This is a genomic window from Celeribacter indicus (genome assembly GCF_000819565.1).
Taxonomy (GTDB): domain Bacteria; phylum Pseudomonadota; class Alphaproteobacteria; order Rhodobacterales; family Rhodobacteraceae; genus Celeribacter; species Celeribacter indicus.
In genome coordinates this window covers 3,219,323-3,241,841 of record NZ_CP004393.1, presented here as the reverse complement: position 1 = coordinate 3,241,841, position 22,519 = coordinate 3,219,323, and the positions used below count along the sequence as shown (strand labels likewise).

22 protein-coding genes and 1 tRNA gene are annotated in these 22,519 nt (G+C 67.8%); 9 read left to right on the top strand and 14 right to left on the bottom strand.

Annotated elements, in window-relative coordinates; all coding sequences use genetic code 11:
- Window positions 1–13 precede the first annotated feature (13 nt).
- On the bottom strand, window positions 14–1,117 hold the full coding sequence (locus P73_RS16005) for a Hint domain-containing protein (RefSeq protein WP_052453348.1): 1,104 nt from the start codon (window positions 1,115–1,117) through the stop codon (window positions 14–16).
- A 288-nt stretch (window positions 1,118–1,405) separates the two neighbouring features.
- Between P73_RS16005 and P73_RS16000 the strand changes: the two genes are divergently transcribed.
- Window positions 1,406–2,539, top strand: a complete 1,134-nt coding sequence (locus tag P73_RS16000) for an aminotransferase class V-fold PLP-dependent enzyme (protein ID WP_043870347.1) — start codon at window positions 1,406–1,408, stop codon at window positions 2,537–2,539.
- A 79-nt stretch (window positions 2,540–2,618) separates the two neighbouring features.
- Here the strand turns inward: P73_RS16000 and P73_RS15995 are convergent, their stop codons facing one another.
- From P73_RS15995 to P73_RS15985, 3 genes are all read right to left on the bottom strand, one after another.
- Window positions 2,619–3,842: an FAD-dependent monooxygenase gene (locus P73_RS15995; RefSeq protein ID WP_043870346.1), complete on the bottom strand. Its 1,224-nt coding sequence runs from the start codon at window positions 3,840–3,842 to the stop codon at window positions 2,619–2,621.
- A 96-nt stretch (window positions 3,843–3,938) separates the two neighbouring features.
- Window positions 3,939–4,184: a hypothetical protein gene (locus P73_RS15990; RefSeq protein WP_043870345.1), complete on the bottom strand. Its 246-nt coding sequence runs from the start codon at window positions 4,182–4,184 to the stop codon at window positions 3,939–3,941.
- A gap of 95 nt (window positions 4,185–4,279) precedes the next feature.
- On the bottom strand, window positions 4,280–4,933 hold the full coding sequence (locus tag P73_RS15985) for a pyrimidine 5'-nucleotidase (protein ID WP_043870344.1): 654 nt from the start codon (window positions 4,931–4,933) through the stop codon (window positions 4,280–4,282).
- 123 nt (window positions 4,934–5,056) lie between these two features.
- Here P73_RS15985 and P73_RS15980 point away from each other — a divergent pair, with 123 nt between their 5' ends.
- Window positions 5,057–5,704 (top strand): GntR family transcriptional regulator, encoded by a 648-nt coding sequence (locus tag P73_RS15980; RefSeq protein ID WP_245629186.1) that lies wholly within the window; start codon window positions 5,057–5,059, stop codon window positions 5,702–5,704.
- Window positions 5,705–5,710: 6 nt separating this feature from the next.
- Here P73_RS15980 and P73_RS15975 read toward each other — a convergent pair whose 3' ends face one another.
- Entirely contained in the window at window positions 5,711–7,867 is a 2,157-nt protein-coding gene (locus P73_RS15975; RefSeq protein WP_082033373.1) for a glycosyltransferase family 2 protein, read from the bottom strand.
- Between the two features lie 374 nt (window positions 7,868–8,241).
- Between P73_RS15975 and P73_RS26330 the strand changes: the two genes are divergently transcribed.
- Together P73_RS26330 and P73_RS26675 are read left to right on the top strand one after the other, a co-directional pair.
- Window positions 8,242–8,481, top strand: a complete 240-nt coding sequence (locus P73_RS26330; protein WP_043870343.1) for a hypothetical protein — start codon at window positions 8,242–8,244, stop codon at window positions 8,479–8,481.
- Window positions 8,475–8,600, top strand: coding sequence for a hypothetical protein (locus P73_RS26675; RefSeq protein ID WP_275451661.1), 126 nt, complete (start codon window positions 8,475–8,477; stop codon window positions 8,598–8,600). The genes P73_RS26330 and P73_RS26675 overlap by 7 nt, the downstream gene beginning before the upstream one ends.
- Before the next feature lie 73 nt (window positions 8,601–8,673).
- Here P73_RS26675 and carA read toward each other — a convergent pair whose 3' ends face one another.
- Window positions 8,674–9,837 carry a glutamine-hydrolyzing carbamoyl-phosphate synthase small subunit gene (gene carA, locus P73_RS15965; RefSeq protein ID WP_043870342.1) on the bottom strand — a complete coding sequence of 388 codons (1,164 nt, stop codon included), beginning with the start codon at window positions 9,835–9,837 and terminating at the stop codon, window positions 8,674–8,676.
- Window positions 9,838–10,024: 187 nt separating this feature from the next.
- Between carA and P73_RS15960 the strand changes: the two genes are divergently transcribed.
- Both P73_RS15960 and P73_RS15955 read left to right on the top strand, forming a co-directional pair.
- Entirely contained in the window at window positions 10,025–10,483 is a 459-nt protein-coding gene (locus P73_RS15960; protein ID WP_043870341.1) for a GatB/YqeY domain-containing protein, read from the top strand.
- 122 nt (window positions 10,484–10,605) lie between these two features.
- A complete protein-coding gene (locus tag P73_RS15955) occupies window positions 10,606–10,797 on the top strand; it encodes a DUF3008 family protein (protein WP_043870340.1) in 192 nt (63 codons plus the stop codon).
- Here P73_RS15955 and P73_RS15950 read toward each other — a convergent pair.
- The 4 genes from P73_RS15950 to lipB all read right to left on the bottom strand — a co-directional run bounded on the left by P73_RS15950 (window position 10,794) and on the right by lipB (window position 14,713).
- Complete coding sequence (locus P73_RS15950) at window positions 10,794–11,354, bottom strand: DUF2244 domain-containing protein (RefSeq protein WP_245629185.1); 561 nt, start codon at window positions 11,352–11,354, stop codon at window positions 10,794–10,796. The genes P73_RS15955 and P73_RS15950 overlap by 4 nt on opposite strands.
- A 185-nt stretch (window positions 11,355–11,539) precedes the next feature.
- The gene (locus P73_RS15945) at window positions 11,540–13,231 is read right to left on the bottom strand and encodes a cytochrome c oxidase subunit I (RefSeq protein ID WP_043870338.1); all 1,692 of its coding nucleotides are present in this window, start codon (window positions 13,229–13,231) and stop codon (window positions 11,540–11,542) included.
- Between the two features lie 244 nt (window positions 13,232–13,475).
- Window positions 13,476–13,949 (bottom strand): c-type cytochrome, encoded by a 474-nt coding sequence (locus P73_RS15940; protein WP_043870337.1) that lies wholly within the window; start codon window positions 13,947–13,949, stop codon window positions 13,476–13,478.
- A 113-nt stretch (window positions 13,950–14,062) separates the two neighbouring features.
- Complete coding sequence (lipB, locus tag P73_RS15935; protein WP_043870336.1) at window positions 14,063–14,713, bottom strand: lipoyl(octanoyl) transferase LipB; 651 nt, start codon at window positions 14,711–14,713, stop codon at window positions 14,063–14,065.
- 209 nt (window positions 14,714–14,922) lie between these two features.
- Between lipB and P73_RS15930 the strand changes: the two genes are divergently transcribed.
- The 3 genes from P73_RS15930 to P73_RS15920 all read left to right on the top strand — a co-directional run bounded on the left by P73_RS15930 (window position 14,923) and on the right by P73_RS15920 (window position 17,129).
- A complete protein-coding gene (locus tag P73_RS15930; protein WP_052453347.1) occupies window positions 14,923–16,293 on the top strand; it encodes a peptidoglycan-binding domain-containing protein in 1,371 nt (456 codons plus the stop codon).
- A 169-nt stretch (window positions 16,294–16,462) separates the two neighbouring features.
- Window positions 16,463–16,549: transfer RNA gene (locus P73_RS15925), tRNA-Leu, on the top strand.
- Window positions 16,550–16,739: 190 nt separating this feature from the next.
- On the top strand, window positions 16,740–17,129 hold the full coding sequence (locus P73_RS15920; protein ID WP_043870335.1) for an acyl-CoA thioesterase: 390 nt from the start codon (window positions 16,740–16,742) through the stop codon (window positions 17,127–17,129).
- Window positions 17,130–17,176: 47 nt separating this feature from the next.
- Here the strand turns inward: P73_RS15920 and P73_RS15915 are convergent, their stop codons facing one another.
- The 4 genes from P73_RS15915 to P73_RS15900 all read right to left on the bottom strand — a co-directional run bounded on the left by P73_RS15915 (window position 17,177) and on the right by P73_RS15900 (window position 22,476).
- Window positions 17,177–19,801 (bottom strand): Hint domain-containing protein, encoded by a 2,625-nt coding sequence (locus P73_RS15915; RefSeq protein WP_052453346.1) that lies wholly within the window; start codon window positions 19,799–19,801, stop codon window positions 17,177–17,179.
- Window positions 19,802–19,946: 145 nt separating this feature from the next.
- Complete coding sequence (locus P73_RS15910) at window positions 19,947–20,885, bottom strand: AEC family transporter (protein ID WP_043870334.1); 939 nt, start codon at window positions 20,883–20,885, stop codon at window positions 19,947–19,949.
- Complete coding sequence (locus P73_RS15905; RefSeq protein WP_043870333.1) at window positions 20,885–21,688, bottom strand: MBL fold metallo-hydrolase; 804 nt, start codon at window positions 21,686–21,688, stop codon at window positions 20,885–20,887. The genes P73_RS15910 and P73_RS15905 overlap by 1 nt, the downstream gene beginning before the upstream one ends.
- Window positions 21,685–22,476 (bottom strand): TatD family hydrolase, encoded by a 792-nt coding sequence (locus P73_RS15900; RefSeq protein ID WP_043870332.1) that lies wholly within the window; start codon window positions 22,474–22,476, stop codon window positions 21,685–21,687. Before P73_RS15900 ends, P73_RS15905 begins: the two co-directional genes overlap by 4 nt.
- Window positions 22,477–22,519: the final 43 nt, after the last annotated feature.

The following is a 22,519-nucleotide window of genomic DNA, read 5'->3' as shown; positions in this document are numbered from 1 at the left end:
CGCCTCGCCCGCCTCAGCCGGCGTGGCACAGGGTCTGCGCCTCCCAGGCGGTCAGCTCGTAGCGGGCGAGCGCCTGCGTCCCGTCCGCGGTGGCGAGCTCGGGAAAGAGCAGGAGGATTTCCCTCCGGGCGGCGTCGCTCACGGAGCGGAGCGCCTCCGCCCCCGGATAGAGGCTTTCCGTCGGGCAGGCTTCGGCGAAGACGATCTGGTGGCTGTCGAACAGCATATGGAAATAGGTGACCTCGCCGCCCCCGGCGCGTCGGATCGTGGTGTCGTTGACGAGATGTTTCGCCGCGACGAGCACGTCGCGCTCGCCGAAGAGCATCTCCGCCATCGGGCCGCGCAGGAGCATCCGGTGGTTCGGGCTCACCCTCAGGTCGCGCAGGTTGCCGAGCGCCCCCGCCCGGATCACCACCGGCGCGAGCGCACCGCAGGCAGCGACGCGGCGCGATCCGATCCAGCGGATCGGCTGCGGACCGTGATCGAGCGTGTGGACGAGATCTCCCGCGGCCAGCTCCTCGATGAGCCGCGGCCCCTCCGGCGTGTCGATCCGCGTGCCCTGGGTGAAACAGACGGCCGCGGCGATCTCCTCCAGGGCGAAATGGTTGTTGCCGATGTTGAAATTGCCATCGCCGGCGCGCTCCGTCACCCCGTCGCCGTCGTCGTCCGTGTCGCTGCGGTGGTCGATGCGGACCGGCGGATTCAACTGCGTCAGGTCCACGCCGGGCGCGAGGATCACGTTGTTGAGCCGCGGACCGCCGTCGGAGGAGACGAGGACATTGGCATTGAAGCGCAGATAGGTGTCGCCGAGCCCCGAGAGATCGCCCTGGATATTCGCCGACTGGCCGGGATTCATCGGCCCGTAGGTATAGAGCGTCTCGCCGTTCACATAGGCCGCGGCATTGTCGTAGACCTTCATCCCGACGATGCGGCTCGATCCCGTGACCTCGCCCGCGCGCACGTTCTCCACGGTGATGACGATCACGTCATCCGTGCCGAAGGGCAGGGTGCCGTTCTGGATGATCACCTGGCCGCCGTTGCCGCTGCCATGGTTCGTCCCGATCGCGGCATTGTCGAGCAGGGAGCCGCCCATGACGACGATCTGTTCCGTGGACATCGCCTGTCCCTTCCTGGAAATCCGGCGGGATGGTCGGGCCACCGTTGCGCCCGCTCCGCCCGTCCGACCGGAACCTGGGCCCCGGATACTGCCTCTTGCGCCTTGTGTTTTCCGCCGCCCGGTGTTTCTTTTGATCCGATCCTGCGGAGACGCCTGCGACAGGATGCGCAGGCCGCCCTCCGCTTGTCCACATCTCGCCGGCGGCGGGCGGCGTTTTCGCGGATCCTGTCACCCATCTGCATCGCCGCCGCGCCCCGCATCGCCGCGTCAAGACCCGAGGAGAGCCCGATGACCGCCCTGCGCCCCGATATCGACCCCGATGGACTGCTGGAATTCTCCGTGGTCTTCACCGACCGCGCGCTCAACCACATGTCCGCCGCCTTCCAGCAGGTGATGCGCGACATCCATGCGACGCTCTGCGAGGTCTATCGCGCCGAGACCGCCTGCGTCGTGCCCGGCGGCGGCACCTATGCGATGGAGGCGGTCGCGCGCCAGATCGCGGGCGGCGAGGACGTGGTGGTGATCCGCAACGGCTTCTTCTCCTATCGCTGGAGCCAGATCTTCGAGACGGGCGGGATCCCGGCCTCGGAAGCCGTGCTGAAGGCGCGCCGCACCGGCAACGGCACCCAGGCGCCCTTCGCTCCGCCGCCGCTCGGGGAGGCGGTGGCGAAGATCCGGGAGATCCGCCCCGCCGCGGTCTTCGCCCCGCATGTGGAGACCTCTTCGGGCATCATCCTGCCGGACGCCTATATCCGCGCCCTGGTCGAGGCCGTGCATGAGACGGGCGGGCTGATGGTGCTCGACTGCATCGCCTCGGGATGCGCCTGGGTCGACATGGCGGCGACGGGCGTCGACATCCTGCTCTCCGCCCCGCAAAAGGGCTGGTCGGCCCAGCCCTCCGCCGGCCTCGTCATGCTCTCCGGCCGTGCCGTGGAGGCGGTGAAATCGCGCGCCTCCTCCTCCTTCGCCATCGACCTCGGCAAATGGCTGTCGATCATGGAGGCCTATACCTCCGGCGGCCACGCCTATCACGCGACCATGCCGACCGACGCGCTGCGCGCCTTCCGCGACGCGATGCTCGAGACGAAGGCCTTCGGCTTCGACAGGCTGTCGGAGGCGCAATGGGAACAGGGGCGGCGGGTGCGCGCGCTGCTGAAGGCGCGCGGCTTCGCCTCCGTCGCCGCCGAAGGCGTCGAGGCGCCGGGGGTGGTCGTCTGCTACACCGACGATCCGGAGATCAGGTCCGGCAAGGCCTTTGCCGGGCAGGGGGTGCAGATCGCGGCCGGCGTGCCGCTGGTGTGCGACGAGGGGCCGGACTTCTCCACCTTCCGCCTCGGCCTCTTCGGCCTCGACAAGCTCCGGGAGGTCGATGCCACCGTGGCGCGGCTCGAGACGGCGCTCGACCGGGTGCTGTCCGGCTGAGGGCTTTTTGCTGCGAGAAATACTCACGGCGCACGGGCTCCGGCCGCCGCGCCGTCGAGTATTTGCACAGCAAAGGAGATCAGAGCGGCCCGAGTCCGGCCTTCATCACTCCGCGGCGGATCGGGGTCAGGTCATGCACGGCCTTCAGCCCCACGAGGCGGAGCGATTGCAGCAGGTCCTCGTCCGAGCGCGTGATCCGGTTGAACAGGTCCACCGCCTGTGCGCGCAGCCCGATGTCGCGGCGGCGCGCGCGGGCATAGGCGTCGAGCATCCCGGCGGATCCGAGCGCGACGGGATCGGCGTCGGCCAGCGCCAGAAGCTGGGCGAGATCGTTGAGCGAGGTATTGAGCCCCTGCGCCCCGATGGGGGGCAGCACATGGGCGGCCTCCGCGATGAGCGCCACGCGTTCGGCGGCCAGCCTGTCGGCGACCTGCGTGACGATCGGGAAGATCGCCCGGCGGGAGGCGAGGTCCATCCGTCCGAACATTCCCGCCGCGCGCTCGGTCATGACGGTGTTGAACCGCGCAGGCTCCATATGGAGCAGCTCGGTCGCGTAGGGCCCCCTGTTCATCCAGACGATGGCGGAGGCGGGCCGGCCGTCGAGATCGGGCAGCGGCACCATGGTGAAGGGGCCGCCCTCGCGGTAGATCTCGGTGGAGACATTGCCGTGCGGGAAGTCGTGCGTCGCGGTGAAGGCGAGGGATTTCTGGCCGTAGCGGGTGAGGCGCACGCCGATGCCCGCGGCGGTGCGCACCGGGCTGTCGCGGCCGTCGGCGGCGATCACGAGACGCGCGCGCACCTGGGTGGCATCGGTGAGGGTGACGAGGGCGGCGTCGCTGCGGGTGACGAGGCTGCGGAACCCCGTGCCGTAGCGCAACTCGACTTCGGGAAACTCCGGCAGGGCCCTCGCGAGCTCGCGGCGGATCACCCAGTTGAGGAAATTCCATCCAAAGGGCTCGTCGGCGGTCTCCCGCCCCTCGAACTGGCGCTGGGCGCGGATATGGGGGGCGCCGCCGGCGTCCGAGGGCACCGTATCGACGATGCGCAGCGCCTCGAGCGGGGTGGCATGCGGGGCGAGCCTCTCCCAGATGCCGATCCGGGCAAAGAGATCGCGTGCCGGGCGCAGGAAGGCGGTGGAACGCAGGTCGGCGCCGGCCGCATCGCCCGTCGTCACGGGCGGCGCGGGGTCGACCATCAGTGTCCGGAAGCCTGCGGCGCCGAAGGCCGCGGCGGCGATCATGCCGGCGATGCCGCCTCCGGACACGAGCACGTCGACGGTCTCACGGGAAAGCTCTGCACGCATCGGGATCCTCCTTTGCGCCGCCTCGGGGCGCGCGCGTCACGCGAGATGTAGGCGCAAAGGCGGGATTTGTCCAAGGGGCAGGCCGCCGCGCGGCGGTCAGTGGCCGGTGGTGAGCAGGATCAGCACGACATAGATGACCGGCACCGTCGCCAGGGCGGTGACGCCGAGCACCCAGGGACCGATCGCGAAGGCGCCGTAGACGAGCGCCGCGATCACCGCCACGACGGCGAGGAGGACCATCGCCACGCCGCGCGGGGTGGCTTCGCCCGTGGTGCCGGCATGGCCGCGGTCGTTGTCGTCGTGGTCGGACAGGGGAAGGGCGGCGGCTGTCGCGTCGGTCATGTGCGTGTCTCCGTGGCGCGGGTATCGTTCGTGCCGCGATATAGGACCCGCGGGGGCCGGGAACACGGTGGCGGATTGCCGCAGCGCCGCGCGGCTCAGGCCCGCAGGTCGCGCAGGAAGCGCGCCAGGTTGTCCGTATGGTGATGGATATGCGGCGCCGGCGGATCGAGCGCGGCGGGGGCGACATGCACGGTCTTCATGCCGAGCGCATGGGGCACCTCGAGATTGCGCGGATCGTCCTCGAACATCGCGGCCTCCCCCGGTGTGACCCGGTCGAGTTTCCAGACCGTGTCGAAGGCTTCGGCCCGCGGCTTCGGGTGGAAATTCGCGTGTTCGATCCCGTAGACCGCGTTGAAGATCCCGGCAAGCCCGCGGGCCTCGAGCACGCGTTCGGCATAGGGCGCGGAGCCGTTGGTGTAGACGATCTTGCGGCCGGGAAGGGCGGTGATCGCCGCCTTCAGCTCGGCATCGGCGGCGAGGCCGGAGAAGTCGATGTCATGCACATAGGTGAGATAGGGCAGCGGGTCGGTGCCGTGATTGGCCATCATTCCCGAGAGCGTGGTGCCGAAATCGCGCCAGTAGGCGCCGCGCAGCCGGTTCGCCTCCTCCGTCGTCACGCCGAGCTCGCGTGCGACCCAGTCGGTCATGCGGATCTCGATCTGCGAGAACAGCGCCGCGGAGGGCGGGTAGAGCGTGTTGTCGAGGTCGAAGACCCAGGTCTTGACGTGGGAGAAGGGATCGGCAGCCATGCCGCCTTGCTACGTCGCCGCGGCGCGGGGCGCAAGGGCAAGGTGGTCGTGCCCGGTGTTAGCGCTTGATCCCGCAGGGGGGCGCTGTCTATGGTTCGGCTCTGTGAAAGGACGGCGGAGACGATGACGAAAGACGCACGCATGGGGCCGAAGGACGCCTACGAGCTGATCCTCGACGCGATCGACACCGGGATCTACCGTCCCGGCGACCGGCTCGTGGAAAGCGAGCTTGCCGAGCGGTTCGGCGTCTCGCGCACCCCGATCCGCGAGGCGCTGCAACGGCTCGAGACCCAGTCGATGCTGACGCGCGACGGGCGCTCGCTGATCGTCGCCTCGCTCGACCATAACCAGATGGCGGATCTCTATGTCGTGCGCACCGAGCTCGAGGGCCTCGCCGCGCGCCTTGCCGCGCGCCATGCCACGCCCGAGGAGATGCGGGTGCTGCGCGACATGGTCGAGGAGGATCGCGGCCTGATCGGCAAGCCCGAGGAAATGAGCCGGGCAAACCGGCGCTTTCACAAGCAGATCCATCTCGCCTCGCACAACCGGTATCTGGTGCAGCAGCTCGATCTCGTCCACCGCTCGATGGCGCTGCTCGCGACCACGTCGCTGGCCGCCGAGGGCCGGGGCGAGGAGGCGATCAAGGAGCATGACATGATCGTCTCCGCGATCGAGGCGGGCGACGGGGAGGCCGCGCACAAGGCCCTGTCGAACCACATTTCCAAGGCGTTCGTCACCCGTCTGAAGGTCGATGCGGCGAAGGATCGCTGAGCCGTCTTACCCGGAGGCGGAGGGCAGGGCATCGGGCACGACCGCGCGGGCCGCAGGGCCGCCGCCGTCGGCGCGCGCGGACGCCGACGGCGGCCCTGCGCGATGTCCGGCGCGATCCAGGTCGAGCCCGAAGGTCAGGTGCCGGGGGGCGACCGGCGGTGCGGCCCGCGCGCTGCGCTCGTAGGTCTCGAAGAGAAAGGCCCGTCTCGCCTCCGCAAAGCCCGGACTGCCGGTCGGTTCGGGCAGGACCGCGCCGGGGGCATCGGCGGGGCCGCAGGAGGCCTCCGCGGTCCGTGAGTTCTCCTCCTCCTCGTGAAAGCCGAGGTCATGCACCCCGTGCACGGTCTTGTCCCAGTAGAAGGGCTTCGTCACGATTTCCCACAGCCCCTTGATGGCGGCGAATGTCGCCAGCGGATAATAGAAATGCAGGGTCGGCACCCATGGCCAGAGCCATTTGTGGCTCGGGGTCGAGGTGGCGACCATGGCGCAGGCCACGGTGACGACCTCCGATAGAAGGAACAGCCCGCCCAGGACGATGATGACATCGTGGGGCAGCAGCGTGCGCATCGGATGCGGCAGGCCGAGCGGGAAGAGCCAGAAGGACCACAGGAGCGGGGCCAGCAGGAATTGCGAGAGCGCGCCGAGAAACAGCACCTGCACGCCGAAGAAGCGCCAGGGGCCGAGATCGGCGAGAAGCCGGCGCGGGTTCTGCATGTGCATGGCATAGGTCATCGCATAGCCCTTGAGCCAGCGCGAACGCTGCTTGATCCAGGGCCAGAGGCGGCAATTCGCCTCCTCCCCGGTCGCGGTGTGCAACAGTTCCGTGCGGTAGCCGTGGCGCGCCAGCCGCACGCCGAGATCGGCATCCTCGGTGACGTTGTGGGCATCCCAGCCGCCGAGCTTCTCGATCGCGTCGCGGCGGAAGAACAGCGTCGTCCCGCCCAGCGGCACGGTGAGGCCCATGCGCTCGTATCCCGGCAGGATCACCCGGAACCACGAGGCGTATTCGACGGTGAAGCAGCGCGAGAGCCAGTTGGTGCGGGCGTTGTAGAAGTCGAGCACACCCTGAAGGCAGGCGACCTCGGGGCCGACCTGTGCGAAGCGGGTGGCGACCTTGTGGATCTGCTCCGGTTCGGGCGCGTCCTCGGCATCGTAGATGCCGACGATCGAGCCGCGGCAGAAATCGAGCGCGAAGTTGAGCGCGCGCGGCTTCGTCTTGACCCCGCCGCGCGGCACGATCACCTGCCGCATCCAGCGTGGAAGCTCTGTGCCGGCGATGGCCTCCTGCGTCACGAGGTCGTCCTCCTCGACGACGAGCAGGATATCGAGCAGCTCGCGCGGATAGCTGAGGCGCGACAGGCGGCGGATCAGGCGGGAGGCGATCTCCCGTTCCCGGAAGAGCGGCACCATGACCGAGACGATGGGCAGCCGCGCCGTCTTGCGCCGCGAGGAGAACATGGTCTGCCGGTCCTGCGAATATTTCGCCTGCGCGAAGGCGGCGGCGAGCTTGAGCGCGGTGGAGACGAGGAGCGTGAGCACCGCCCAGGAGGTGAGCAGGATCGCGGCGGCGAGCGGCCGGAACAGCGCGAGCAGCAGCAGGACGATGCCGAGGGCGGAGACGATCCGGGTGATCCGGTGGACATCCATCTCGCGACAGCTCTCATGCGCCGCCACGCGGGTTTCGGCACAGGCGGCGAGCCTGCGCTGGCGCGAGCCGAGGAGCGCCTGGTGCAGCGCCGTTTCCGAGGTGACGGCGAGGCGGACCGGGCCGAAGATCGCCGTCAGGCGCGGACGCAGGCTTTCGAATTCCTCCGGGCGGCAGGCCGCGACCACCACCGTGCCGCCGCTGTGCCGCCACGGCAGGAGCCCGCGGCGGAGGCATTCGTCCGCGCCAAGCCGGTCGATCAGGCGCACGTCGGGCGGCATGCCCGCGAAATCCGCGACGATGGCATGATACTGGCGGGCGAGGGCGCGGTAGAGCGTCGCCTCCTCCACCATGCCGTGCGCGAGGAGGATGTCGCCGATCCGGGCGTCCTCCCGGTGGCGGATCGCGGTGGCCCGCACGAGATCGCCGGGCGCGAGCGCGCCCATATCGACGAGGATCTGGCCGATCGGCCTGCGCCGCTCGGGCTGCGCTTGCGGATCGTCGTGGGCGGGACGCATGCCCTCTCCGGCGGCGCCGGGCGGGTGTCCCTGGAAAACCCTCTGCCGATCGAATGTCATCTGACCCCGCGATCCTGACCCTGCGTTGCCGCGCGGTCGGAGTGATGGACCGGCGATGGCTCACCGTTGTCCGTGCCGGGTTAAAATGCCGTTAACCGGAGATGGAAAAACGGCGGGAGATCCCGCCGGTCGCACGCGTTCCGATGATCCCCTGCCGGAGGATGTCCCCCGGCTCGCCGGAACCGGCCCAGGGTGCGGCAGTCAGATCCGGTCGACCTGCCGCCCGTGCGGACCTTCACCCCCGCTGGCATTGACATGCCGGATTTAGCGGTGAGGGCACGGGAGGATTGTTCCCATGCCCTCCACGTTCTTAAATGTTCGCCGAAGAAGGCCTCGAGCTTGGCGACGGCCTGGTTCACGGGCTCGGGCTGATCGTACAGGTCGTAATGCGTTGCCCCCGGCACCACGAGAATGTCTTTCTGCGCCGAGCGCGCCTTGTTGAACAGCTCGAACCCGTCGCGATAGGAGCCGAAGGCGCCGACCTGTCCACCGCCGACGATAATCTGCAACGGCTGGGTCAGAAGCTGGTCCGCAAGATGGACGGGGTGTGCTGATCGAAGTGCTGTCCGACTGGCGGAAGACCTTCGAAGGCTATCACCTTTATTACGCCAGCCGAAGACAGCATACGCCGGCGCTTGCGGCGCTGATCGAGGCGCTCAGGTTTCGCGGGTGAGCGTCGGAAAGCGCCCGCTGCCATCGTGCGGCGATGCCGCGCGGGCCGTCTTCCGATCCTGTCGCCGTCGCCGTCAGGCGGTTTCGCGCGCTGCCATCGCCGCAGCGAAGCGCTCGAAGAGATAGTAGCTGTCCATCGGCCCCGGCGAGGCCTCGGGGTGGTACTGCACCGAAAACACCGGACGTCCCTCGAGCGCGATGCCGCAGTTCGAGCCGTCGAAGAGCGAGATATGGGTCTCCTTCACCCCGGCGGGCAGCGATTGCGCATCGACCGTGAAGCCGTGGTTCATCGAGGTGATCTCGACCTTGCCGGTGTCGAGATCCTTCACCGGATGGTTGGCGCCATGGTGGCCGTGGTTCATCTTGATCGTCTTGGCGCCGAGGGCGAGGGCAAGCATCTGGTGGCCGAGGCAGATGCCGAAGACCGGCAGGTCGCGCTCCAGCACGCCCTGGATCATCGGCACGGCATATGTGCCCGTCGCCGCCGGGTCGCCCGGACCGTTCGACAGGAAGACGCCGTCGGGCTCATGGGCCAGCACCTCCTCGGCGGTGGCGGTGGCCGGGAGCACGGTGACGTCGCAGCCCGCCGAGGCGAGGCAGCGCAGGATGTTGCGTTTCGCGCCGAAATCGACGGCGACGACCTTGAACCCCTTGCCCTCCCGTTTCGGGAAACCATCGGGCCAGGCCCACCGCATTTCGTCCCACCTGTAGGATTGCGCGCAGGTGACGTCGCGGGCGAGGTCGAGGCCCACGAGGCCGGAGAAGCTGCGCGCCTGTCCAACGAGGGCCTCGATGTCGAAATTGCCCTCGGGATCGTGGGCGATGGCGACATGGGGCGCGCCCTGCTGGCGGATCGCGCGGGTCAGCCGGCGGGTGTCCACCCCGCCCATGCCGATGCGGCCCCGCTTTTCGAGCCAGGGTCCGAGCTCCTCCTGCGCGCGCCAGTTCGACGGTTCGGTCGGGTCCCATTTGACGACCATGCCCGCGGCGACCGGGTCGGCGGTCTCGTCGTCCTCGGCATTCACGCCGACATTGCCGACATGCGGAAAGGTGAAGGTGACGACCTGTCCGGCATAGGAGGGATCGGTCATGATCTCCTGATAGCCGGTCATCGCGGTGTTGAAGCACAGCTCGGCAGTGGTGGTGCCGGTCGCGCCGAAGCCCTTCCCGTAGAAGACCGTCCCGTCGGCCAGGGCCAGACAAGCGGTCGGTTTTCCGGACTGTTGACCAGATGCCATGCGCGACTCTCCTCCAGGGGCAAAATTGGCCGGAACCTAAGGAACCCGGCCTGCGGCGTCAAGGCGAGCGCGGCGCATTTCTGCGGTGCCGCGATTTCCGCATGTTATCGCTCCCATCAGCGGTTGAGAAGGTCCGGCGCATTGGGTATGGTGCGCACTTGCGACATCGTCAGGGGATGAGGCCCATATGGATATGCGTAACCGGATCAACGCCGCGCTCAAGGAGGCGATGAGGGAAAAGGACAGCGAAAGGCTGGCCACCCTGCGCCTGATCAACGCCGCGATCAAGGACCGCGAGATCGCCGCCCGCGGCGAAGGCAAGGAGGAGAGCGTTTCCGACAGCGAAGTGCTCGGCATCCTTGGCAAAATGGTCAAGCAGCGGCAGGAGAGCGCGAAGGCGTTCGAGGAAGGCGGGCGGCTCGAACTGGCGGAGAAGGAACGCGCGGAGATCACCGTGATCGAGGGGTTCCTGCCGCGTCAGCTCACGCCCGCGGAGACCGAGAAGGCGGTGTCCGACGCGATCGCCGAGACCCGTGCCGATAGCATTCGCGACATGGGCAAGGTGATGGGCGTTCTGAAGTCGAAATACACCGGACAGATGGATTTCGGCGCGGTCGGACCGCTCGTGAAGGCGAAACTCGGCTGAGACCCGCCCATGATTTCAACGAAAAGCCGCCGGTTTCGGCGGCTTTTTTCTTGTCCGCGGGCGACGGGGAACAGTGCGGCGCCTCTCGTGTTCGTCCTTCGTGATGGAAAGGAGGAAGGACCATGAACATGGAAATGAGACCTTTGAAACGCGACGCCGGTACGGCCCTTGCCGCGAAGCGGGGTGAGGTGAGGGAGGGCGATCTGCGCGGCGCCTCGAGGAACATGTACGAGACCCTCACCGAGAACGAGCTGGCGGAGATGGCGGGAGTGGATCTGCGCGACGTTTCCGCGCGCAGCCGCGACCGGGATTAGCCGCGCAGCCGCTCCAGAAGAAGCGCGAGGTCGTCGCGCAGGCGGGTGCGCTCCTCGGGCGAGAGGAACGCGCCGAGTTCGACCTCGCGCGCATTCTGCGGCCCACCGCCCTTCAGCGTGAGATACTGCTCCACCTTTCCCGCCGTGGGATGGAGGGAGAGGCGGATCCAGTAGGGATTCGCCTCCCACTCGAAGGTCTCGCCCGTCTGCGACCAATGGGTCAGTGTGATCCGGTCCGGCCAGACGAGAAGTTCCTCGCGCAGCCTGTCGCGGTCCGAGCGCCGGATGGCGGCCCAGAGCGCCGCGAGGGCGGCCATCATGAAGGCGAGGAGGATCCAGAACGCCGTCGTGCCGATGAAGGGCACGATCGGGATCAGCCCGCCTGCGAACATGATCCAGATCACCACTGCGAAACCGCGCGCCGGAAGCGACCGGTGCGGCCAGAGATCGAGGCGCAACAGGGGCGTGTCCCCCTCCGGCACGGGGCGGGGAAGGGGGCCGTCATGGGGCGGTGTCCAGCGATAGGGCATGGTGGTGCGTGCGTTTCCTTCGCTCATCCTAGCGCGGGGCGTCCGCCGCGCCATCCTCAATTTGCCTGCGGCGGGTTTTCGCGACCGGCTTTCGGGGCCGGTGGCCGGGCGCCCGCATGGGGCCCGCCGGGGGACGGCGCCGCCGACTCATCGGCGGTTGAACGGAAAAGGCCCCGCGGGGGCGGGGCCTTGCCTGTCGTTTCGGATCGGGCTCAATGCGCGTGGTGCTTGTCCCAGTCCTCACGCTTCGGGAGCGTTTCGAACGTGTGCTCCGGCGGCGGGGAGGGCAGGGTCCATTCCAGCGTGTCCGCGTACTCGTTCCAGTAGTTCGCTTCGGTCACGCGGCGGCCGGCGAGCAGCGTGTAGAACACGATGCCGATGAACAGGAGGAACGAGGCGAAGGACAGCAGCGCGCCCCAGGACGACACCTTGTTCCACATCGCGAAGGCTTCCGGGTAGTCGATGTAGCGACGCGGCATGCCCTGGCGGCCGAGGAAGTGCTGCGGGAAGAAGGTGAGGTTCACGCCGATGAAGAACAGCCAGAAGTGCAGCTTGCCCGCCCATTCCGGGTATTGGCGTCCCGACATCTTGCCGATGTAGAAATACACCCCGGCAAAGATGCAGAAGGCGGCACCCATCGACATGGTGTAGTGGAAATGCGCCACGACGTAATAGGTGTCGTGATAGGCACGGTCCACGCCCGCCTGCGACAGCACGACGCCGGTCACGCCGCCGATGGTGAAGAGGATCAGGAAGCCGAAGGCAAAGAGCATCGGCGTCTTGAACTCGAGCGAGCCGCCCCACATCGTCGCGATCCAGGAGAAGATCTTCACCCCGGTCGGCACGGCGATGACCATGGTCGCGAGCATGAAGTAGGTCTGCTGGCTGAGCGACATGCCGACCGTATACATGTGGTGCGCCCAGACGACGAAGCCGAGCACGCCGATCGCGATCAGCGCCCAGACCATCGGCAGGTAGCCGAAGATCGGCTTCTTCGAGAAGGTGGCGATGACGTGGGAGATGATGCCGAAGCCCGGCAGGATCACGATATACACTTCCGGGTGGCCGAAGAACCACAGGATGTGCTGGTAGAGGATCGGGTCGCCGCCGCCGGAGGCCTGGAAGAAGGAGGTGCCGAAGTTGCGGTCGGTGAGCAGCATGGTGATCGCGCCCGCCAGGACCGGCAGGGAAAGCAGGATCAGCCAGGAGGTGACGAAGATCGACCAGGCGAAGAGCGGCACCTTGAACAGGGTCATGCCCGGCGCGCGCATGTTGAGCATCGTCGTGATCATGTTGATCGCGCCGAGGATCGAGGAGGCGCCGGAGACGTGCACGGCAAAGATCGCGAGGTCGGTGGAATAGCCGCCTTCGTTGGTGGAGAGCGGCGGGTAGAGCACCCAGCCGATGCCGGAGCCGGTCTGGCCGTTGCCGCCGGGCGCGAAGAGCGAGGCGATGCCGAGGCCGACGCCGCAGACGAAGAGCCAGTAGGACAGGTTGTTCAGACGCGGAAAGGCCATGTCCGGCGCGCCGATCTGAAGCGGCATGAAATAGTTGCCGAACCCGCCGAAGAGCGCGGGAATGACCACGAAGAACATCATCAGCACGCCGTGATAGGTGATCATGACGTTCCAGAGGTGGCCGTTCGGCGTACAGGCCTCCGCGCCGATGCCCGACAGGAGCCGTGCGGCCGGTTCACCCGCCTCGTTGAGGCACATGTACTGGACGCCCGGATCCATGAGCTCGAGGCGCATGTAGACGGTGAAACAGACCGAGATGAACCCCACCACGGCGGCCGTGAAGAGGTAGAGGATCCCGATATCCTTGTGATTGGTGGAAAGGAACCAGCGGGTGAAGAAGCCCCGTTTGTCCTCGTGTCCGTGGCCGTGAATGGCTGCGTCTGCCATGCGGTCCTCCCGATTTGGTGCGTGTCTCTTGCATCTGCCGGCCGGTCTCCGGTCTCGCCGGGGAGTCATGGGCAGAGTTGAAACAGGTTGTAAGCCCTCACGCGGGCGAGAGCAATCGCTCTGCGCATCGCGGCGGCAGAATTTTCGACATTTTGTCGCGGGACGCGCGCGGCCCGTGCAGAACGCAAAACCGCCGCCTCATACGGGGCGGCGGGTCTGGCAGGTCGCGTCGCGGGCGGCGCGCTTATTCCGTCGCCGGAGCGTCTTCGGCAGGCGCGTCCTCGGCCGGTGCCTCGTCCGCGGCGGGGGCGTCCTCGGAGAAGGTCGCGAGATAGGCCGCGACGTCCTCGCCGCCCTTCGGCAGCTTGAAGGTCATCTTCGAGCGGCCGGAACCGCCATGCGTGTCGATATATTCGGTCGGGTCGGCCACGTATTCGGCGAGGGACGCCTCGTCCCAGACCGCGCCGGTCGCGCCGACCGCGAGGATGCCGTCACCGTAGTTGAAGCCTTCGACCGAGGCCACCGGACGGCCGACCACGCCATGGAGGTTGGGTCCGGTCTTTCCGCCCTTGACGAACGTTTCCTCCTCGGAGGCGATCATGTGGCAGGATTTGCACTTGCGGAATTCCTTCTCGCCATTGGCGGCGTCACCCTGCGCGAAGGTTGCGGCGGTGCTTGCCAACAGGGCGGCGGCTGTGAAGGCAAAGAGTTTGGTCATTGGGTGGAATCTCCCGTTGATTCATGTGTCCGGGCGTCACCATAGCGTGTCTGGCGCGATCTGCCAGCAATGGATTGTCGCACCCGCGGGGCCGCCTCTCCGGCGCCGCCGGATCAGCCGCCGAAGACCTGGCCGAAGCCGCGCCGCAGCGCGACATCCACATCCGCCATGCTCACCGGAAGCCCGAGATCGACGAGCGAGGTCACCCCGTGGTCGCGGATGCCGCAGGGCACGATGCCGTCGAAATGCGACAGGTCCGGATCGACATTGATCGCGAGCCCGTGGAAGGAGACCCATTTGCGGACCCGCAGGCCGATCGCGGCGATCTTGTCCTCGGGTTTCCCGCCGGCGGGCGTCAGCGGCTTGTCGTCGCGCACGACCCAGACGCCGACGCGGCCGTCGCGGATCTCGCCCGTCACGTTGAACTCGGCGAGCGCCGCGATCACCCAGGCTTCCATGTCGGCGACGAACTTGCGCACGTCCCGCCCGCGCCGGTTCAGGTCGAGCATCGCATAGGCGACGCGCTGTCCCGGCCCGTGATAGGTATACTGCCCGCCGCGCCGGGTCTGGTGCACGGGAAAGCGGTCGGGATCGACGAGATCCTCGCGCCGCGCCGAGGTGCCGGCGGTATAGAGCGGCGGGTGCTCGAGCAGCCAGATCATCTCCCCGGCCTCGCCCGCCGCGATCGCCTCCGCCCGCGCCTCCATCTGCGCCAGCGCGGTCTCGTATCCCGTCAGCCCCTCGGAGATTCGCCATTCCACCATCGTGCAGTCCTCGCCCGTCTCGCCGCTCCGATCTACTGCGCGGGCCGGGCGGGGAAAAGGGGCGGTCGGGCAAAAACGGGGCAACGCCGGCATTTTCCGGCGGCGGGAGGGGCAAAATCCGGTGGCGGGGCAGAAAACGCTTTGGTCCTCACGCCTGCGTGATAGAGTTTCGGCCATCCTGTAGGTTTTCTCGCGGAAGGGGTATTCCGATGATCAAGTATTTCGTTTCGACGGCCTTGGCCGCATCGCTCATGATCGGCGCGACCTCGCGCGTTCAGGCCGATACCGGCGATTTCATCGCCGGCGCGGTGATCGGCGGCCTTCTGGGGGCGGCGAGCCAGCAGCCGAAGAAGACCGCGACCACCACCCGCCAGCCCGCGACGAGCTATCGTCCGCGCCTGCCCTCCACGCAGGAGGGGCGGGAGATCCAGGCCTCGCTCAATTATTTCGGTTTCAACGCCGGTACGGTCGATGGCCAGCTCGGCCAGAAGACGCGCAACGCCGTGTCCTCCTATCAGGTCTATCTCGGCTATCCCGCCACGGGACAGCTCACGCCGTTCGAGCAGGAACTCCTGATCTCCTCCTACAACCGCGCCCAGGCGGGCGGGGCGCAGACCGCCCGGATCATCGCCGCGAGCCCGGACGGCACGCGCGGCCTCCTGAAGGCCTATCGCCAGGAAATGGCCGGCGGCGCGGCCGGCAGCGCCCAGCCCATGATACCCGCCGCCGCACCGGCCGCCGCCCCCATGACCACGGTCGTCGTCAACCCGGTGATGCCGCAGGCAACCGCCCCGGCCGCCGCCGCCGCGCAGGCCGCCATGCCGAGCTTTGTCGCCGCCGCGCCGGCAGAGGACAAGGCGCCCGGCGCGATGCCGAATTTCCTCGGCGCGGGGGAGAAGGTCTCGCTTGCGTCCCATTGCAACAAGGTGTCCCTGCTGACCAACACCAACGGCGGCTTCGTCACCGAGGCGTCGATGACCGATCCCGACCAGGCGCTCAACGAACAGTTCTGCCTCGCGCGGACCTACGCGATCTCGCAGGGCGAGGAGATGATCGCGAAAGTGTCGGGCTTCACCCCCGAACAGATCGCCGCCCAGTGCGAGGGGCTCGCCCCCGCCATGGCCTCCCAGATCGCCGCGCTGTCGGTGAAGCCGCGGGACGCGGTGCTCTCGGAAACCTCGGATTTCGTGCTGAATTCCGGCATGGCCCCGGCGCAGCTCAAGGGCACGGCGAAGATCTGCCTTTCGGTCGGCTACCGCACCGACAATCTGGATGTCGCGCTGGCCTCCTCGCTGATCCTCGTCGCCCTGGGCGAGCGCGCCTATGGCGAGCTGCTCGGCCATCACCTGAGCCAGGGCGTCGGTGCGACCCAGCGCCCCGATCTGGCGCAGGCCTGGTATGGCGACAGCCTCGCGGCACTCGATGCGGGCGTTCCCGCGGTCTTCGCCCCCGGCCAGCCGGAACGGGCGGGGTTGCTGAAAAAGGCCTCCCTGTCGCTGACCGGCGTCCCGGCGCAGGAGGCGCCCGCGGTGGTTCCGGCCTCGGGCACCGCGCTTCCGGTGTTTTCCGTGACGGACTGAATGACCACTCCGCATGACCGGGCTCAAAGGCCGCCCCCGTGGCGGCCTTTTTCCGTCGGGGTTTCAGGGGCTTGGCGCGGGCCGGGCAAAAAAATCGGGCCGCCGCGCTTTTTCCTCTTCACATCGCCCGAACGCTTCGGTAGATAGCCCCTCACCAAGCCAAGACAGTGCGGTCGTGGCGGAATTGGTAGACGCGCAGCGTTGAGGTCGCTGTGGGGTAACTCCCGTGGAAGTTCGAGTCTTCTCGACCGCACCATCTCCTCCCTCGCGGAGAGACTGAAAAAGCCCCTGCCGGATCGGCGGGGGTTTTTCTTTGGGCCGGGACGCCAGGCTCTGCAAGGACCGCTGGGCGGGTATGCGGCGGCGATCGGGCATGCGGGCTTGAGGCGCGGGCGCCTGCGTGCCATGTCGGAAGCAGGACGAGCAGATGCAAACGGAGACCCGCCATGCCCCGACACACGCCCGAGGGAATGGAACTGACCCTGCGCACCCTGGCGATGCCCGCCGACACGAACGCCGCCGGCGACATCTTCGGCGGCTGGGTGATGAGCCAGATGGACCTTGCGGCCGCGATCCGGGCCAATGAGCGCAGCAACGGGCGCACCGTGACCGTGGCCGCCAACGAGATCGTGTTCCGCAAGCCGGTCAAGGTGGGCGATACGCTGTGTGTCTATACCGCCGTCGATCATGTCGGCCGCAGCTCTGTCGTGATCCGGATCGAGGTCTGGGCCCGGCGCGCCTACACCGCCGAGCGGGAGCAGGTGACCGAGGCGCGGTTCACCATGGTCGCGGTCGATGACCAAGGACGCCCCCGCACCGTCGATCCGGCGGGCTGATCCCTCCGCAGCCGGGGCGCGGGCGAGGCCCGGAGCCCCGTTCCGCCTCAGGCGATCAGTAGCTCCGCCTCATGCGATTTGAGACAGCGGCGTGCGGTGTCGCCATGGCTGCCCGGCAGGCTGCGCAGTTCGGGGAAGAGGGCGAACAACTCCTCGCGCGCCCGGTCCGCGACGCCGGTCAGCGAATAATCAGAGACGTGGAAACTTTCCGACGCCGCGCCCTCGGCAAAGATCACCTCGTGACGGTCGAACATCAGGTGGTAGTAGCACACCGTGCCGCCCGGCCGCTGCCGGATCGTGCGCCCGTTGACGAGGTGCCGGGCCGCGGCAAAGACCTCCGACGTGCCGAAGAGCATGTCCGCGCGCCAGCCGCGCAGCAGCATCCGGTGCTGCGGCGAGACGGTCAGCGCCGCCTCGTTGCCGAGCGCGCCCGCCGCGATCTCCACCGGGGCGAAACGCCCGACCGCGGGCACCTCGCGCGCACCGATCCAGCGCAGGCGCTGGATGCCGTTGTCCATCGTCACGACCGGATCGCCGACGCGCAGGTCTTCCACCCGGCGCGCGCCCTGCGGCGTCGCGATGCGCGTGCCTCGGGCGAAACAGATGACGGTCTCGATATTGCTGAAATTGATGACGGTGCCGTCCGCGAGCGTCAGCGATCCGTTTTCCCGGTTGGTCTCGTCATAGGAGATGGAGCCGCGGATGAAATTCGACCCGAGCCGCGAGAGGTCGAGCACGTCGCCCTGCTCGTCATCGTCGATTTCCGAGCCGATGATCGTGATCGTCCTGCCGTCGAGCAGGCCGGGGTCGATGATGATACGGTCGTTGCCCGCGCCGCCGGTGATCGTGTCGCCGCCGCCCGCATAGATCGTGTCGTCGCCCGCGCCGCCGAAGATCCTGTCCGCCCCCGTGCCGCCGTGGATCGTGTCGTTGCCGTCGCCGCCGTCGATCAGGTCGTTGCCCGCGCCGCCGAGGATCGTGTCGTCGCCCTCGTCTCCGTAGAGCTCGTCATCGCCGCCCGCGCCGTCGAGGTAATCGTTGCCCGCGCCGCCGTGGAAGATGTTCGTATAGGCATCCGCGCCCGAGGTGCTCTGGCCGTCGAAGCCGATGAGCGTGTCGTCGTAGGCCGAGCCGATGATGCCGTCGATGCCTGTGCCACTGTCGCCTTCGGCATCGCCGCCGGAGAAGCTGCCTGTGGCGAGGTTGACGGAGACACCTGCGCCCGAGGCGGAGTAGTCGATGGTATCCTGGCCGGTGCCGCCATCCATGCTGTCCGCGCCGGCGCCGCCGATGAACGTGTCGTCGCCGTTGCCGCCGGTCATCGTATCATTGCCTGCGCCGCCGATGAGCGTGTCGTTGCCGTCCTCGCCGTGCAGCGTGTCGTTGCCCGCGCCGCCGTCGATCACGTCATTGCCCGTCCCGCCATAGACGGTGTCGTTGCCGGGGCCCGCGCGCACGGTGTCGTTGCCCGCGCCGGCGTGAACGGTGTCGTTGCCGAGGCCCGAGTCGATCACGTCATTGCCGGCCCCTGCGTCGATCACGTCGTCGGCATCGGTATAGACGGTTTCGAACTTCACATCGGAGACGTAGATCGCCTGCTGGGCGGGGCTTCCGGCGTTGGAATAGCTGATCTCGACGGAGGAGACGGGGCCGGGGATGGTCACCAGGATCGCGCCGTTGGCATCGTCGCCTTCGACATAGTTTGCGTTATACGTTGCCGTGGCGGTGTTGCCGTTGACACGGACCGCGCCCTCGGAGGTGATCGTCAGGGTGACTGCGTTCCCGTCGGCATCGTAGGTGGTGACCGTCACCCGGTCGGTAAAATTGTAAGTGTCGATGTCGCTGATGCGGAAGCTGACATTTTCCACGTTCTGCGCCGTCGCGCCGTTGGAGGAGGAGAAGTCGAGCGTGAGTTTCGAAGTCTCGCCGCGTGCGCCGGTGCCGAAGAGCCGCAGCGAACTGTCGCTGTCGAAATCGCCATTCTCGGTGTAGATCCGGTCGTTGGAAATCGTCGCGGTGTTGTCCCTTGCGGTCTCACTGTAGCCGACCGAGACCCTGACGCCGCCCACGGTGGTGCTCGCGCCGTTCTCGACCGATCTCCCGTCGCGGTCGAGCTGTTCCCAGCTGAACACGTTTTCGACGCGGTATTGCTCGTCGACAAGCTCGCCCTGCGGATCGGGGGTGGTGGTCGAATTGATCACGTCGTCGCCCGAGGTGCCCTCGATCAGCCCGTCCTGATAATCGGCATAGCTGAACCCGTCCGCGCCGTTCGAGCCCATGTCGGGATTGTCGTGCCGCGAGATCACCTCGTAGCTGCGGCCGGAGACGAGCGGCTTTTCCGATAGCGTGTAATAGCCCCTGGCGGAGCCGCTTTCGACGTCGAACTGGACCACCTGGAAGGTCTGGTTCGTCACCGTGTCGCGCACCGTCCAGACGATCTCCGCGTCGACCGGCGAGTTGCTCGAGCTGTAGCGGCCGAGCGAGATGTTCGCCCGCGCGTTCTCCCCCCTGTCGTCATCATCGAGGCCGGTGCCGTCCGCGCCCCGTTGGCTGTCGGTGACCGTGGCGATGCCCGCTGCGGTGTCCGGGCCGCGGTAGGTCCCGGTGCTGCCCGCGTTGCCGAGGAAACCGGTGGGGTTGATGTCGTAAAACTTCAGGGTGTAGACGGCCATTCCACTCTACTCGATATAAATTGCCTTTGGCCGCGCGCTGGGCGGCGTGCGAAATACTGCGGATGTGCATCGGCGAATTTTGTGGCAGGAATGGGGCGTGAGGGGGCAAATTGCGTGGCTGTGCCGCAAAAGCCACGGGCCGCGCTCAGGGCAGCAGGCCGAGCCAGACCCAGGTCGTGACGATGCAGAGCGCGGTGGAAATCAGCACCGCGGAGGCCGCGACGCGCTTGGCGACCCCGTACATGTTGGCGAAGAGATAGGCGTTCACCCCCGGCGCCATCGCGGCGGTGATCGTGGCGGAGCGCAGCGGACCCGCCCCGAGGCCGAAGGCGAAATGGCCGAGCCCGTAGGTGATCACGGGATGGACGACGAGCGAGGCGACGATCGTCCAGGCGATCATCCGCATGTCGCCCTCGGGCCTGTAGCGCAGCAGCACGCCGCCGAGGGCGAACAGCGCGGCGGGGATCGCCGCACGGTTCATGAGCGCGACGGCGTCCCAGACCGGCCGGGGCAGGGTGAGGCCCGAGAGGTTGACGATCCAGCCCGCCGCGATCCCGAGCACGAGGGGGTTCTGGCCGATGGCCGTGAGGATCTGGCGGAAAATCCTGTAGCCCGACAGGCCCATGCCGGCGGTGCGCGCCAGCTCCATCGCGGAGATGCCGACCGCGTAGAGCAGCGGCGAATGGATCGAGATGATCGCGTAGTTCCAGGCCAGCGCCGCCTCGCCATAGGCGCGTTCGGTGATCGGGATGCCGAGCAGGAGCGAGTTGGAGAACATCCCGACGAAGCCGATGGCGACGCTGTCGGTCAGCTCCCGCCGGAACAGGAAGCGCGCGCCGAGGAATCCCGCGAGCCCGCCCGCCAGCGCCCCGGAATAGAAGGAGATCAGGAGCGGCGGGTGGAAGTTCTCCCCGAGGTCGATCCGCGCGATGCCGGCGAAGAGCAGGGTGGGGACGGCGAAATTCTGGGCGAAATCCATCACCGCGTCGATCGCCTCGTCGGATATCCAGTGCCGCCAGGTGGCGAGATAGCCGAAGCCGATCACAAGGAAGACCGGCAGGATCACATCGAAGAGTGTCTGCATCAGGCGGGATCGCCCGCGATCTCGAGCACGAGCCCGTCATAGGCGGGTGTGACGTGATCCGGGGTCTGGCGGTCCACCGTGTCGCGGTCGATGTCGATATGCATGTTGGTCAGGATCGCGCGGCGCGGACGGGCGCGCGCGATCCAGCCGAGGGCGAGCTCGAGATGGGCATGCGAGGGGTGCGGCTTGTAGCGCAGCGCGTCGATCACGAGAGTGTCGAGCCCCTCGAGCAGCGGCCAGCTCGTCTCGAAGATCTCGAGCACGTCCGGGATATAGGCGAGGTCACCGATGCGGAAGCCGAGCGCGTCGATCTGGCCGTGATTGACCTTGATCGGCGTCAGCGTGACCGGTCCGCCGGGGCCCTCCACCGTCACCGGGCCGCGGATGGCGTGCAGGTTCAGGATCGGCGGGTAGTTCGAGCCCTCGGGCTGGATGAAGGCATAGCCGAAGCGCGAGATCAGGTCGTTCTCCGTCTCGCTGTCGGCCCAGACATCCACCCGTTCGCGCATGTTGAACACGATCTGGCGCAGGTCGTCGAGCCCGTGGACGTGGTCGGCATGCGGATGGGTGAAGATCACCCCGTCGAGCCGGGAGACATTCGCCCTCAGGAGCTGTTCGCGCATGTCGGGCGAGGTGTCGATGAGCACGGTGGTCGTGCCCTCCGGCCCGTCGCGCTCGACCAGTGCGGAACAGCGCAGGCGCCGGTTCTTCGGGTTGGCCGGATCGCAGGCGCCCCAGAGCCCGCCGATCCGCGGCACACCGCCCGAGGAGCCGCAGCCCAGGATGGTGAAGCGCGTGCTCATGCGGCGGCCTTCGTGAAGAGGCGGGCGAAATTCGCCTCGGTCAGCTCTGCGAATTCCGCCAGGTCCATCTCGAAGGTCTCCGCGGCATTCGCGGCGGTCTTCGCGACATAGGCGGGTTCGTTGCGCTTGCCGCGATGGGGCGGCGGCGCGAGATAGGGGCTGTCGGTCTCCACCAGGATCCGGTCCCGCGGCACGTCGCGGAAGATCTCGCGCAGCTCCCCGGATTTCGGGAAGGCGGTGATCCCCGACATCGACAGGTAGAAGCCGAGGTCGAGCGCCGCTTCGGCGAGCGCGCGGGAGGAGGAAAAGCAATGCATGACACAGGGATAGGCGCCGGCCCTGAACTCCTCCGTGAGGATGCGCGCCATATCGTCATCGGCCGCGCGGGCATGGATGATCAGCGGCAGCTGCGTGATCCGCGCGGCCTCGATATGGAGGCGCAGGCTCTCCTGCTGGATCGCGGCGCTCTCGGCGGTGTAGTGGTAATCGAGCCCGGTCTCGCCGATGCCGACGAATTTCGGGTGCTCCGCCAGCGCGACGAGCTCCGCGACGGTGGCAAGCGGCTCCTCGGCGGCGGACATCGGATGCGTGCCCGCGGCCCAGTAGACGGAGGCATGGTCCTCCGCGATGGCGCGCACCCGGTCGGCCTGGCGCAGGCGGGTGCAGATCGTCACCATCCGGTGCACGCCGGCCGCCGCGGCGCGCGCGATCACCTCGGGAAGTTCATCGGCGAAATCGGGAAAGTCGAGATGGCAATGGCTGTCGGTCAGGCGGGGAAGGGTGGTCATCCGGAGGCGGCTCTGTCGCTGGAAAGCCACCCACGCCGGGCGC

Bases quoted from the DNA above. Each gene is read 5' to 3' on its own strand.
- P73_RS16005 (WP_052453348.1), bottom strand. From the start codon at position 1,117: ATGTCCACGGAACAGATCGTCGTCATGGGCGGCTCCCTGCTCGACAAT.
- P73_RS16000 (WP_043870347.1), top strand. From the start codon at position 1,406: ATGACCGCCCTGCGCCCCGATATCGACCCCGATGGACTGCTGGAATTC.
- P73_RS15995 (WP_043870346.1), bottom strand. From the start codon at position 3,842: ATGCGTGCAGAGCTTTCCCGTGAGACCGTCGACGTGCTCGTGTCCGGA.
- P73_RS15990 (WP_043870345.1), bottom strand. From the start codon at position 4,184: ATGACCGACGCGACAGCCGCCGCCCTTCCCCTGTCCGACCACGACGAC.
- P73_RS15985 (WP_043870344.1), bottom strand. From the start codon at position 4,933: ATGGCTGCCGATCCCTTCTCCCACGTCAAGACCTGGGTCTTCGACCTC.
- P73_RS15980 (WP_245629186.1), top strand. From the start codon at position 5,057: ATGACGAAAGACGCACGCATGGGGCCGAAGGACGCCTACGAGCTGATC.
- P73_RS15975 (WP_082033373.1), bottom strand. From the start codon at position 7,867: ATGCGTCCCGCCCACGACGATCCGCAAGCGCAGCCCGAGCGGCGCAGG.
- P73_RS26330 (WP_043870343.1), top strand. From the start codon at position 8,242: ATGTTCGCCGAAGAAGGCCTCGAGCTTGGCGACGGCCTGGTTCACGGG.
- carA (WP_043870342.1), bottom strand. From the start codon at position 9,837: ATGGCATCTGGTCAACAGTCCGGAAAACCGACCGCTTGTCTGGCCCTG.
- P73_RS15960 (WP_043870341.1), top strand. From the start codon at position 10,025: ATGGATATGCGTAACCGGATCAACGCCGCGCTCAAGGAGGCGATGAGG.
- P73_RS15955 (WP_043870340.1), top strand. From the start codon at position 10,606: ATGAACATGGAAATGAGACCTTTGAAACGCGACGCCGGTACGGCCCTT.
- P73_RS15950 (WP_245629185.1), bottom strand. From the start codon at position 11,354: ATGAGCGAAGGAAACGCACGCACCACCATGCCCTATCGCTGGACACCG.
- P73_RS15945 (WP_043870338.1), bottom strand. From the start codon at position 13,231: ATGGCAGACGCAGCCATTCACGGCCACGGACACGAGGACAAACGGGGC.
- P73_RS15940 (WP_043870337.1), bottom strand. From the start codon at position 13,949: ATGACCAAACTCTTTGCCTTCACAGCCGCCGCCCTGTTGGCAAGCACC.
- lipB (WP_043870336.1), bottom strand. From the start codon at position 14,713: ATGGTGGAATGGCGAATCTCCGAGGGGCTGACGGGATACGAGACCGCG.
- P73_RS15930 (WP_052453347.1), top strand. From the start codon at position 14,923: ATGATCAAGTATTTCGTTTCGACGGCCTTGGCCGCATCGCTCATGATC.
- P73_RS15920 (WP_043870335.1), top strand. From the start codon at position 16,740: ATGCCCCGACACACGCCCGAGGGAATGGAACTGACCCTGCGCACCCTG.
- P73_RS15915 (WP_052453346.1), bottom strand. From the start codon at position 19,801: ATGGCCGTCTACACCCTGAAGTTTTACGACATCAACCCCACCGGTTTC.
- P73_RS15910 (WP_043870334.1), bottom strand. From the start codon at position 20,885: ATGCAGACACTCTTCGATGTGATCCTGCCGGTCTTCCTTGTGATCGGC.
- P73_RS15905 (WP_043870333.1), bottom strand. From the start codon at position 21,688: ATGAGCACGCGCTTCACCATCCTGGGCTGCGGCTCCTCGGGCGGTGTG.
- P73_RS15900 (WP_043870332.1), bottom strand. From the start codon at position 22,476: ATGACCACCCTTCCCCGCCTGACCGACAGCCATTGCCATCTCGACTTT.